This is a genomic window from Pseudoalteromonas sp. S3785 (genome assembly GCF_005887365.1).
Classification (GTDB): Bacteria; Pseudomonadota; Gammaproteobacteria; order Enterobacterales; family Alteromonadaceae; genus Pseudoalteromonas.
The window spans coordinates 1-13,059 of record NZ_PNCT01000011.1 but is presented as its reverse complement, the minus strand read 5'-3'; the positions used below and the strand labels follow the sequence as shown (position 1 = coordinate 13,059).

At 43.5% G+C, this 13,059-nt stretch carries 8 protein-coding genes; all 8 read left to right on the top strand.

Features of this window, described 5'->3' with window-relative positions; genetic code table 11:
- Positions 1-107: 107 nt before the first annotated feature.
- Complete coding sequence (gene rplJ, locus CWC17_RS03525) at positions 108-602, top strand: 50S ribosomal protein L10 (RefSeq protein ID WP_055015586.1); 495 nt, start codon at positions 108-110, stop codon at positions 600-602.
- Between the two features lie 76 nt (positions 603-678).
- Positions 679-1,041, top strand: a complete 363-nt coding sequence (gene rplL, locus CWC17_RS03520; RefSeq protein ID WP_004588208.1) for a 50S ribosomal protein L7/L12 — start codon at positions 679-681, stop codon at positions 1,039-1,041.
- A 272-nt stretch (positions 1,042-1,313) separates the two neighbouring features.
- Positions 1,314-5,339 carry a DNA-directed RNA polymerase subunit beta gene (gene rpoB / locus CWC17_RS03515; protein ID WP_138612091.1) on the top strand — a complete coding sequence of 1,342 codons (4,026 nt, stop codon included), beginning with the start codon at positions 1,314-1,316 and terminating at the stop codon, positions 5,337-5,339.
- 104 nt (positions 5,340-5,443) lie between these two features.
- Entirely contained in the window at positions 5,444-9,616 is a 4,173-nt protein-coding gene (gene rpoC, locus CWC17_RS03510) for a DNA-directed RNA polymerase subunit beta' (RefSeq protein ID WP_055015584.1), read from the top strand.
- A 193-nt stretch (positions 9,617-9,809) separates the two neighbouring features.
- Positions 9,810-10,184 carry a 30S ribosomal protein S12 gene (rpsL, locus tag CWC17_RS03505; protein WP_002958885.1) on the top strand — a complete coding sequence of 125 codons (375 nt, stop codon included), beginning with the start codon at positions 9,810-9,812 and terminating at the stop codon, positions 10,182-10,184.
- Positions 10,185-10,281: 97 nt separating this feature from the next.
- Positions 10,282-10,752 (top strand): 30S ribosomal protein S7, encoded by a 471-nt coding sequence (rpsG, locus tag CWC17_RS03500; RefSeq protein WP_004588211.1) that lies wholly within the window; start codon positions 10,282-10,284, stop codon positions 10,750-10,752.
- Positions 10,753-10,779: 27 nt separating this feature from the next.
- Positions 10,780-12,894 (top strand): elongation factor G, encoded by a 2,115-nt coding sequence (gene fusA, locus CWC17_RS03495; protein ID WP_138541477.1) that lies wholly within the window; start codon positions 10,780-10,782, stop codon positions 12,892-12,894.
- A gap of 62 nt (positions 12,895-12,956) precedes the next feature.
- On the top strand, positions 12,957-13,059 hold a 103-nt coding region (locus CWC17_RS03490; RefSeq protein WP_046354627.1), incomplete at its 3' end, for a GTP-binding protein.

Sequence of the window (13,059 nt, the reverse complement as noted above, 5' to 3'; positions counted from 1 at the left end):
TCTCTTCTGGCTCTCGCCGTAAAAAGCATCTCTATCAGTTTTTTGGTAGGGAAGAGTAAAACAGGGAAGCCGAGTGTCGGCGACCCATTAAACCAGGAGTAACACCCATGGCTTTAAATCTTCAAGGCAAAAAAGCAATTGTTGCTGAAGTCAACGAAGCAGCCAATGGTGCTCTTTCTGCAGTTGTTGCAGATTCTCGTGGTGTAACAGTAGGCGCAATTACAGCCCTTCGTAAAGAAGCGCGTGAAGCTGGTGTATGGATGAAAGTTGTTCGTAACACTCTAGCAAAACGTGCTGTTGAAGGTACTGAGTTTGAATGTCTATCTGATTCGTTAGTTGGTCCAAGCTTAATCGCTTTCTCATCAGAGCACCCAGGTGCTGCTGCGCGTATCTTCTCAGATTTCGCGAAAAAGAATGAGAAATTCGAAGTTAAAACGGCCGCTTTTGAAGGAAATGTTGTAGATGCAGCAATGCTTGCTACATTACCTACATACGATGAAGCTGTTGCACGCTTAATGAGCGCTATGAAAGAAGCGTCTGCTGGCAAATTGTGTAAAACAATTGAAGCAGTACGTGTACAGAAAGAAGAGCAAGCTGCTTAATTTTAAGCTGTTTAACCTCCCTTTCGGTGTAAAATTTATTTGGACCTAGAGTCCGTTAATTATTAGGAAATTTGTAATGTCTGTAACTAAAGACCAAATCCTTGACGCGATTGCTGAAATGTCAGTAATGGACGTTGTTGCTCTTGTTGAAGCAATGGAAGAAAAATTCGGCGTAACTGCTGCAGCTGCTATGGTAGCAGGTCCTGCTGCTGAAGCTGCTGAAGAGAAAACTGAATTTGACGTAATCCTTACTGGCGCTGGCGCTAACAAGGTTGCGGCAATCAAAGCTGTACGTAGCGCAACTGGCCTAGGCCTTAAAGAAGCGAAAGCGCTTGTTGAAGCTGCTCCTGCACCTATCAAAGAAGGTGTATCTAAAGAAGAAGCTGAAGCACTTCAAAAAGACCTTACTGAAGCTGGTGCTGAAGTTGAGGTTAAGTAATCTAGCTCACGCTAGGTTCGCTGCCTGAGTAATCAGGCAAGGGCTGGTGATTATTTAATCACCGGCCTTTTTGCGCTATAGAGTTATGTATTCCTGTAGCTCAAATAAAATCTGATTTTCTCTTTACTTTCAACGCTTTATAGTTTGCTAGTGTTGCAGGGGCGGAGTTAATTAGAACAACAATTAAATGTTGTAAATCTTGGCATAGATGCCAGTTAAGTCTGTTCTTACAAGAACAGGTCGGGTCAAAGATCAGCAAGCTGAGGAACCCCATGGCTTACTCTTATTCTGAAAAGAAACGTATCCGTAAGGATTTTGGTAAACGTCCACAAGTTTTGGATATACCTTTCTTACTGTCGACACAGTTAGAATCGTTTAAAAAATTCTTAGTCCCAGACGCTGATGGCGATCATGGTTTGGAAGCAGCCTTCCGTTCTGTGTTCCCTATTAAAAGCTACTCGGGAAATTCTGAGCTTCAATACGTAAGTTATCGTATTGGTGAGCCAGTATTCGATGTAAAAGAATGTCAAATTCGCGGTGTGACTTATTCTGCTCCACTTCGCGTGAAACTGCGTCTTGTAGTTATGGACAAAGAAGCTCCAGGCACAGTTAAAGACATTAAAGAGCAAGAAGTTTACATGGGCGAAATTCCGCTCATGACTGATACCGGTACTTTTGTAATCAATGGTACAGAGCGTGTTATCGTTTCTCAGCTACACCGTAGCCCTGGTGTATTCTTTGATAACGACCGCGGTAAAACCCATTCATCGGGTAAAGTATTATATAACGCACGCGTTATTCCTTACCGTGGTTCATGGTTAGACTTCGAATTTGATGCAAAAGATAACTTATATGTACGTATAGACCGTCGTCGTAAATTACCGGCGTCTATTATTTTACGTGCACTTGAGTACTCTAGCGAAGAAATCCTAGATATGTTCTTCGACACCACTGCGTTTGAAGTAACTGACGGTAAAGTTCTTATGGAACTTGTGCCTTCACGTTTACGTGGTGAAACTGCCGCTTTTGATATCAAAGGCGAAGACGGTGAAGTACTGGTTGAAAGCGGTCGTCGTATTACGGCACGCCACATCAAGAGCATCGAGAAAAAAGGCATTAATCAATTAGAAGTACCACATGAGTACATCATTGGCCGTATTGTAGCTAAAAACTATGTTGATGAGTCAACAGGTGAAGTTATTGCAAACGCTAATGACGAGCTATCGCTAGAGTTGATGGCTGAATTGGTTAAAGCAGGTCACACTAAAATTGATACGTTATACATCAATGAAGTGGACAGCGGCGCTTACATGTCAAATACATTAAATATTGACTCATCAAGCAACCGTTTAGAAGCATTAGTAGAAATTTACCGCATGATGCGCCCAGGCGAGCCACCGACGAAAGACGCGGCTGAAGCCTTATTTGAGAACCTATTCTTCTCAGAAGAACGTTATGACTTATCTACTGTAGGTCGTATGAAGTTCAATAGCCGTGTTGGTTATGATACAGACACAGGCCCTGGCACATTAAGCAAAGAAGACATCGTATCTGTTATGAAAGTATTAATTGCTATTCGTAACGGTCAAGGCGATGTTGATGATATTGACCACTTAGGCAACCGTCGTATCCGTAGTGTTGGCGAAATGGCTGAGAACCAATTCCGTGTTGGTCTAGTACGTGTAGAACGTGCTGTACGTGAGCGTTTAAGCTTAGGTGACCTTGACGCGATCATGCCACAAGATCTTATTAACGCTAAGCCTATTTCGGCAGCGGTTAAAGAGTTCTTCGGTTCGTCTCAGTTATCACAGTTTATGGACCAAAATAACCCGCTATCAGAAGTAACGCATAAGCGTCGTATTTCTGCATTAGGTCCGGGCGGTCTAACACGTGAGCGCGCTGGCTTTGAAGTACGTGACGTTCACGTAACTCACTACGGTCGCGTATGTCCAATCGAGACTCCTGAGGGTCCAAACATCGGTCTAATTAACTCGTTATCTACGTACGCACGTACAAATGATTACGGTTTCTTAGAAACACCTTACCGTAAAGTGGTAGATGGTGTAGTAACTGATGAAGTTGATTATTTATCAGCCATTGAAGAAGGTCAGTTTGTTATCGCACAGGCGAACTCAAACTTAACCGAAACCAATGAGTTTGTTGATGAACTTATCCCGTGTCGTCACAAAGGTGAATCAACCTTTATGGGCCGCATGGATCAGCAATATATGGATGTATCACCACAACAGGTGATCTCTGTAGCGGCAGCACTTATCCCGTTCCTAGAACACGATGATGCTAACCGTGCATTGATGGGTTCAAACATGCAACGTCAAGCAGTACCAACATTGAAAGCGGATAAGCCGTTAGTAGGTACTGGTATTGAGTTAACACTAGCGAAAGACTCTGGTGTAACGATTGTTGCTAAGCGTGGTGGTGATGTAATGTACGCCGATGCTAGCCGCATCGTTGTAAATGTAAATGATGATGAGCGTATTCCTGGTGAAGCGGGCATCGACATTTACAACCTTACTAAATACACACGTTCTAACCAAAATACATGTATTAACCAAAAACCAACATGCATGGTTGGTGAACCGGTTACTCGTGGTGACGTGTTAGCAGATGGTCCTTCGACTGACTTAGGTGACTTAGCCCTTGGTCAAAACCTTCGCGTGGCATTCATGCCATGGAACGGTTATAACTTCGAGGATTCAATCTTACTATCAGAGCGCGTAGTTGAAGAAGATCGTCTAACGACTATCCACATTCAAGAACTACAGTGTGTTGCCCGTGATACTAAATTAGGTCCTGAAGAGATCACTGCAGATATCCCGAATGTGGGTGAGTCTGCGCTAGGCAAGCTTGATGAATCAGGCGTTGTTTATATTGGTGCTGAAGTTAAAGGCGGCGATATCCTAGTAGGTAAAGTGACTCCGAAAGGCGAGACGCAATTAACACCTGAAGAAAAGCTACTACGTGCTATCTTCGGCGAAAAAGCGTCTGACGTTAAAGACAGCTCTTTACGTGTACCAAACTCTGTAACTGGTACTGTAATTGACGTACAAGTTTTCACCCGTGATGGTGTTGAAAAAGATAAGCGTGCGTTAGAAGTTGAAGACATGCAGCTTCGCGAAGCGAAGAAAGACTTCAATGAAGAGTTCCGTATTCTAGAAGCCGGTGTTTTAGACCGTGCTCGCAAGCTACTAGCTTCAGCAGGCTTCGATGAAGACAACTTAGCGTCACTAAATGCTGAAAAGCTACTTACTCAAAGTCTTGCACAAGAAGACAAGCAAGCTGAACTTGAGCAACTAGCTGCACAGTACGATGAGCTTAAAGCTGAATACGATAAGAAGTTTGAAAACAAACGTCGTAAAATTACTCAAGGTGATGACTTAGCACCAGGCGTACTTAAGATTGTTAAAGTATACCTAGCTGTTAAACGTCGTATCCAACCGGGTGATAAAATGGCGGGTCGTCACGGTAACAAAGGTGTTATCTCGACTATCGTACCAGTAGAAGATATGCCATACGATGATAAAGGTCGTACGGTAGATATCGTACTAAATCCACTAGGTGTACCATCACGAATGAACATCGGTCAGATCCTTGAAACACATATGGGTCTAGCTGCACGTGGTATTGGTGAGCGCTTAGAGGAAATGATGAAGGAGCAACGTGAGCTACACGAGCTACGTGAATTCATCAAGCAAGCTTACGAAATCGGTGAATCTCGTCAAGAAGTAGATATTGCTAGCTTCTCTGATGATGAAATTCGTCGTTTAGCTGATAACTTAAAAGGTGGTTTACCAATCGCTACACCTGCATTTGATGGCGCTAAAGAAGACGAAATCAAAGACATGCTAGAGCTTGGTGGATACCCAAGAAGTGGTCAGGTTACACTCTATGATGGCCGTACTGGCGATCAGTTTGAACGTCAAGTAACTGTAGGTTACATGTACATGCTTAAACTTAACCACTTGGTTGACGATAAGATGCACGCACGTTCAACTGGTTCTTACAGCCTTGTTACTCAGCAGCCGCTGGGTGGTAAAGCACAGTTCGGTGGCCAGCGTTTTGGTGAGATGGAAGTATGGGCACTTGAAGCTTACGGTGCTGCTTACACGCTACAAGAAATGCTAACAGTGAAATCGGATGACGTGAACGGTCGTACTAAGATGTATAAAAACATCGTTGATGGTAACCATAAGATGGAACCAGGTATGCCAGAATCGTTCAACGTATTGTTGAAAGAAATCCGTTCACTGGGTATCAACATCGAGTTGGAAGAAAATTAAGCCAATTAGATGCTGCAGTTAACCCTGCAGCATCTGTTACGGCTGAATAGAATGTAGGGGCGAGGTTATCCGCCCTCAAGATTAACTCCGACAGGAGAGCTAAGGTGAAAGACTTACTTAAGTTTCTGAAGCAACAAAATAAGACCGAAGAATTCGATGCAATTCGCATTGGTCTTGCTTCACCAGACATGGTTCGTTCATGGTCATACGGTGAAGTAAAGAAACCTGAGACTATTAACTACCGTACTTTCAAGCCTGAGCGCGATGGCTTATTCTGTGCCCGTATTTTCGGCCCAGTGAAAGATTATGAGTGTTTATGTGGTAAATATAAACGCCTTAAACACCGTGGTGTGATCTGTGAGAAGTGTGGCGTTGAAGTTACACTTACAAAAGTGCGTCGTGATCGTATGGGTCATATCGACCTTGCGAGCCCAGTAGCACATATATGGTTTTTAAAATCATTACCGTCTCGTATTGGCTTAATGCTTGATATGACACTTCGTGATATTGAACGTGTTCTTTACTTCGAATCATTCGTAGTAACTGAGCCTGGTATGACAACGCTTGAGCGTGGTCAACTATTAGGTGAAGAAGAATACTTAGATGCGCTTGAAGAGCACGGTGATGAGTTTGAAGCGAAGATGGGTGCAGAAGCAGTATTAGACTTGCTTCGTGAACTTGATCTTGGCCAACTAATTGCAGAAATGCGTGAAGAGTTACCAACAATTAACTCTGAAACTAAGCGTAAAAAGATCACTAAGCGTCTTAAGTTAATGGAATCGTTCCACCAATCAGGTAATAACCCTGAGTGGATGATCATGACAGTACTTCCAGTATTGCCACCTGACTTACGTCCATTAGTACCACTAGACGGTGGTCGTTTTGCGACATCTGATCTAAATGACCTTTACCGTCGTGTTATTAACCGTAATAACCGTCTTAAGCGTCTATTAGATTTAGCTGCACCAGATATTATCGTACGCAACGAAAAACGTATGTTACAAGAAGCGGTAGATGCGTTACTTGATAACGGTCGTCGTGGTCGTGCAATTACAGGTTCTAACAAGCGTCCGCTTAAATCTCTTGCTGATATGATCAAGGGTAAGCAAGGTCGTTTCCGTCAGAACTTACTTGGTAAGCGTGTAGATTACTCTGGCCGTTCTGTAATCACGGTTGGTCCTACACTTAAGCTTCACCAATGTGGTCTTCCTAAGAAGATGGCACTTGAGCTATTCAAACCATTCATCTATGGCAAATTAGAGCGTCGCGGCATGGCTACGACAATCAAAGCTGCTAAGAAAATGGTAGAGCGCGAAGTAGCGGAAGTATGGGATGTACTAGACGAGGTAATTCGTGAACATCCAGTACTACTTAACCGTGCACCTACACTTCACCGTTTAGGTATCCAAGCGTTCGAACCTGTACTAATTGAAGGTAAAGCAATCCATTTACACCCATTAGTTTGTGCGGCTTACAACGCCGACTTCGATGGTGACCAAATGGCGGTACACGTACCGTTAACGCTTGAAGCTCAGTTAGAAGCTCGTGCACTAATGATGTCTACTAACAACATTCTATCTCCAGCGAATGGTGAGCCAATCATCGTTCCTTCACAGGATGTTGTATTAGGTCTTTACTACATGACGCGCGATCGCATTAATGCGAAAGGCGAAGGCATTGTATTTAAAGATCCTAAAGAAGCAGAAAAAGCATACCGTAGTGGTAACGCAGAACTTCACGCACGCGTTAAAGTGCGTATTAGTCAGTCAATCACTAACGAAGCAGGTGTTGTTGAAGACACTGTAACGCTTATCGACACTACTGTTGGTCGTGCAATTCTGTCTCTAATTTTACCTAAAGGTATGCCGTTTGAGTCAATCAACCAAGCATTAGGTAAAAAGCAGATTTCTGGCTTATTAAACGAGTGTTACCGTCGTCTAGGTCTTAAAGACACTGTTGTGTTTGCTGACCAAGTTATGTACACCGGTTTCCACTACGCAATGAAGTCAGGTGTTTCAATTGGTATCGATGACTTAGTTATCCCACCAGTTAAAGCATCAATCATTGAATCAGCTGAAGCTGAAGTAACTGAAATCAACCAACAATTCCAATCAGGTCTTGTAACGGCTGGTGAAAAGTACAACAAAGTTATCGATATCTGGTCACGTGTAAATGAAAACTTATCACGTGAAATGATGGCCAACTTGTCAAAAGACACGGTTATCAATGCTAAAGGTGAAGAAGAAGAGCAACCGTCATTTAACTCAGTGTTTATGATGGCCGACTCAGGTGCTCGTGGTAGTGCCGCTCAGATCCGTCAGCTAGCAGGTATGCGTGGTCTAATGGCACGTCCAGATGGTTCAATCATCGAGACGCCAATCACGGCTAACTTCCGTGAAGGTCTAAACGTACTACAGTACTTCATCTCAACGCACGGTGCGCGTAAAGGTCTTGCCGATACAGCACTTAAAACAGCTAACTCAGGTTACCTAACGCGTCGTCTAGTAGACGTTGCACAAGATTTGGTAATCAACGAAGATGACTGTGGCACAGAAGATGGCTTAACAATGAAACCGCTTATTGAAGGTGGTGACGTTGTAGAAGCGCTTCGTGAACGTGTACTAGGTCGTGTTGTTGCTGAGCCTGTGCTTATTCCTAATACAGACACTGTATTAGTAGAGCGTAATGTAATGCTTGATGAAAAACTGTGTGACCTTTTAGAAGAGCACTCAGTAGATGAAGTTCGCGTACGTTCTGTTATCACATGTGATAACGACTTTGGTGTATGTGCTAAGTGTTATGGTCGTGACCTTGCACGTGGTCATATCATCAACGCAGGTGAATCAGTAGGTGTTATCGCGGCACAATCAATCGGTGAGCCGGGTACACAGCTTACGATGCGTACATTCCACATCGGTGGTGCGGCATCAAGAGCATCAGCTGAAAACAATGTACAAGTTAAAACTGACGGTACGTTAAAATTACATAACGCTAAGTATGTACTTAATACCGACGGTAAGATTGTAATTACTTCACGTTCAACTGAAATCACTATCATTGATAGCTTCGGTCGTGAAAAAGAGCGTTATAAAGTACCTTACGGTGCGGTACTAACAGTACAAGACAATGCAGAAGTTCAAGGTAACGACATCGTTGCTACTTGGGACCCGCATAGTCACCCAATCGTTCTTGAGCATAAGTCAAAAATCTCGTTCAGCGATGTTGATGACTCAAATACGGAAGCACAAACTGATGAACTAACCGGCTTAACCCGTGTAGTTGTTAAAGACCTTGCTAAAGTAAATGCGAAAGAGCCTAAGCTTATCATCGAAAGTGAAGAGCGCGGCTTGCAGGAAACACGTCTACCTTCATTCACTACGATTGAAGTGACAGATGGCGTTACAGCAAACCCAGGTGACGTACTTGCACGTATTCCGCAAGAAGGTTCGAAAACTCGTGATATCACGGGTGGTCTACCACGCGTAGCCGACTTATTTGAAGCACGTAAGCCAAAAGATCCAGCTATCTTAGCTGAAATCACAGGTACAATTAGCTTCGGTAAAGAGACTAAAGGTAAGAAACGTTTAGTTATTACACCTGCTGAAGGCGATCATTACGAAGAAATGATTCCTAAGTGGCGTCAACTTAACGTGTTTGAAGGTGAGCAAGTGTCTAAAGGTGAAGTTATCGCCGATGGTCCTGAATCACCACATGACATCTTACGCCTACGTGGTGTGACTCATGTTGCTAACTACATTGTTAACGAAGTGCAAGAGGTTTACCGTTTGCAGGGCGTTAAGATCAATGATAAGCACATTGAAACAATTATTCGTCAGATGCTACGTAAATGTACCATCCTTGACGGCGGTGATACTGAGTTCTTAGCGGGTGAGCAAATTGAAGTAGCTCGCGTTAATATCGCTAATCGTGACCTTGAAAAACAAGGTAAGATCCCAGCGAAGTTTGAAATACAACTTATGGGTATCACGAAAGCATCACTTGCAACAGAATCTTTCATCTCAGCAGCGTCTTTCCAAGAAACAACACGTGTTCTTACAGATGCCGCCGTGAATGGTAAGAGCGATGAGCTTCGTGGTCTGAAAGAAAACGTAATTGTGGGTCGTCTGATCCCAGCCGGTACTGGCTTTGCGTATCACCAAGACCGTATGGCTCGCCGCAAGCAGGGTGAAGTTGTTGAAGAGCAAACAGTAAGTGCAGAAGAGGCAACTCAAGCACTAACAGATGCTCTGAACGCAGATTTATCTGGAAATCAATAAACTCTTATTAATCAACAGATTAATAAATCGTAAGACAGTTATCTACTGTCTTACGATGAGTTTAGGTTGACAGGTTAAACTTTGCTCATTAAAATTCCGCCACCCATTTACTTGCATGTATGTTACAAGCTTGTAAAAAGGGCGGATTTTTTTATTTTTTTCAGTAGTAATTTTAATTTCAGGAGCTATTTAAATGGCAACTATTAACCAGCTAGTGCGTAAGCCACGTCGTAGCAAGGTTACTAAAAGTAACTCAGCTGCGCTTAAAGCGTGTCCGCAAAAGCGTGGTGTATGTACTCGCGTATATACAACTACACCTAAGAAACCAAACTCAGCGTTACGTAAAGTAGCTCGTGTACGTTTAACTAACGGTTTCGAAGTAACATCATACATCGGTGGTGAAGGTCATAACCTTCAAGAGCACAGTGTAATCCTAATCCGTGGTGGTCGTGTTAAAGATTTACCAGGTGTGCGTTTTCACACTGTACGTGGTGCACTTGACTGTGCAGGCGTTAGCGACCGTCGTCAAGCTCGTTCTAAATACGGTGCAAAACGCCCTAAAGGCTAATTGTTTTCCGTTAGTAAGGCCAAGCACTAAATATTATTAATTATTGTTTTGGGTGATTGTTCCAAAAGGACAAACCTGAATAAACCGGAGATACAAAATGCCTAGAAGACGCGTAATAGGTCAACGTAAAATTCTTCCAGATCCTAAGTTCGGATCGGAACTTCTTGCTAAATTCGTTAACATCGTAATGTTAGACGGCAAGAAATCTACTGCTGAAAAAATTGTTTATGGTGCGCTAGACGTGGCTGCTGAGAAATCAGGCAAGTCGCACCTAGAAATCTTTGAATCTGCACTTGATAACATCCGTCCACAGGTAGAGGTTAAATCTCGCCGTGTTGGTGGTTCAACTTATCAAGTTCCAGTTGAAGTACGTCCAGTACGTCGCAACGCATTAGGTATGCGTTGGTTAGTAGACGCTGCACGTAAGCGTGGCGAAAAATCTATGGGCTTACGTTTAGCTCAAGAAATCGTTGACGCTGCTGACAACAAAGGCACTGCGGTTAAGAAACGTGAAGACGTTCACCGTATGGCTGAAGCGAATAAAGCATTCGCACATTACCGTTGGTAATCTGTCCTTAACCTTTAAGAGGATCATATGGCACGTACAACTCCACTTGAGCGCTACCGCAATATCGGCATAGTAGCTCACGTAGATGCAGGCAAAACCACCACAACAGAACGTGTTCTGTTCTACACAGGTCTTTCCCATAAGATCGGTGAAGTACATGATGGCGCCGCAACTATGGATTGGATGGAGCAGGAACAAGAGCGTGGTATCACAATCACTTCTGCTGCAACAACGTGTTTCTGGAAAGGGATGGACGCGCAATTTGACGACCATCGAATCAATATTATTGATACGCCAGGACACGTAGATTTCACTATCGAAGTAGAGCGTTCTTTACGTGTACTTGATGGTGCGGTAGTTGTTCTTTGTGCTTCATCAGGTGTACAGCCGCAAACTGAGACAGTTTGGCGCCAAGCGAACAAATACGAAGTTCCGAGAATGATCTTCGTAAATAAAATGGATCGCACTGGCGCTGACTTCTTAACGGTTGTTGACCAGGTGAAATCTCGTCTTGGAGCAACGCCTGTTCCAATCCAGTTGCCTATTGGCGCTGAAGACGACTTTAAAGGTGTTATTGACCTTATAAAAATGAAAGCCATTAACTGGAACGAAGCGGACCAGGGTATGACTTTCTCTTATGAGGCAATACCGGCAGAACTTCAAGAGCTCGCTCAAGAGTGGCACTCTCATTTAGTTGAAAGTGCAGCTGAAGCCTCTGAAGAACTAATGGATAAGTACTTAGAAGGTGAAGAGTTAAGTGAAGCAGAAATTAAATCTGCCTTACGTCAACGCACATTAGCGAACGAAATTGTTCCCATTACGTGTGGTAGTGCATTTAAAAACAAAGGCGTTCAAGCTGTGCTTGATGGCGTTGTTGAATACATGCCTGCACCAACACAAGTGAAACAAATCCAAGGTATCCTAGAAAATGGAACTGAGGAAGAACGTCCAGCTGATGATAAAGCGCCGTTTGCTGCACTTGCATTTAAAATTGCAACAGACCCGTTTGTTGGCACTTTAACCTTTTTCCGTGTTTACTCTGGTACTGTTAAACAGGGTGACGCGGTTTATAACCCAGTTAAAAGTAAGCGTGAGCGATTTGGTCGTATCGTACAGATGCATTCAAACTCACGTGAAGAGATCAAAGAAGTGCACGCAGGCGATATTGCGGCAGCTATTGGTCTCAAAGACGTAACAACAGGTGAGACACTGTGTGATCCGAACTCTATTATTACGCTAGAGCGTATGGAGTTCCCAGAGCCAGTTATCTCTGTTGCGGTTGAGCCTCGCACAATCGCTGACCAAGATAAGATGGGTATTGCACTAGGTAAACTAGCGGCAGAGGATCCGTCTTTTCGTGTACAAACTGACGAAGAATCAGGCCAGACTATAATCTCTGGTATGGGTGAACTTCACCTTGATATCATTGTCGACCGTATGAAACGTGAATTCAGTGTTGAATGTAACGTTGGTAAGCCGCAGGTTGCATACCGAGAAGCTATCCGTTCAACTGTTGAAGTTGAAGGGAAGTTTGTACGTCAATCAGGTGGTCGTGGTCAGTATGGTCACGTCTGGGTTAAACTTGAACCGATGGATATTTCGGAAGATGAAGCGCCGACGTATGAGTTCGTTAACGAAACTGTAGGTGGTTCGGTTCCTAAAGAATTTATCCCTGCGGTAGACAAAGGTATCCAAGAGCAAATGTCTCAGGGTGTACTGGCTGGCTACCCTTTACTTGGCGTTAAAGCGACTCTATATGATGGTTCATTCCATGATGTAGACTCGAATGAAATGGCATTTAAGATTGCAGGTTCAATGGCAATGAAAGCGGGGGCGCTTAAAGCTGACCCTGTACTTTTAGAGCCAATGATGAAGGTTGAAGTAATCACTCCTGACTCAAACATGGGTGATGTAGTTGGCGACCTTAACCGTCGTCGCGGCATAATCGAAGGCATGGAAGATGCAATAGGTGGACTTAAGCAAGTTAATGCCCAAGTTCCTCTTTCTGAAATGTTTGGTTATGCAACTGCTTTACGATCTGCAACACAGGGCCGTGCTTCTTACTCTATGGAGTTTTTGAAGTATGCTGAAGCCTCTAAACAGGTTGCAGATACAATAATTTCAGCTCGCGCTGTTATATGATTTTAGCTCGTCTGGCTCAATAGTGAGTCAGGCTTTAATTTCTTAATTAGGAATTTTTTAAGATGGCAAAAGAAAAGTTTGAACGCGTAAAACCGCACGTAAACGTTGGTACAATCGGCCACGTTGACCACGGTAAAACTACATTAACTGCAGCAATCACTAACG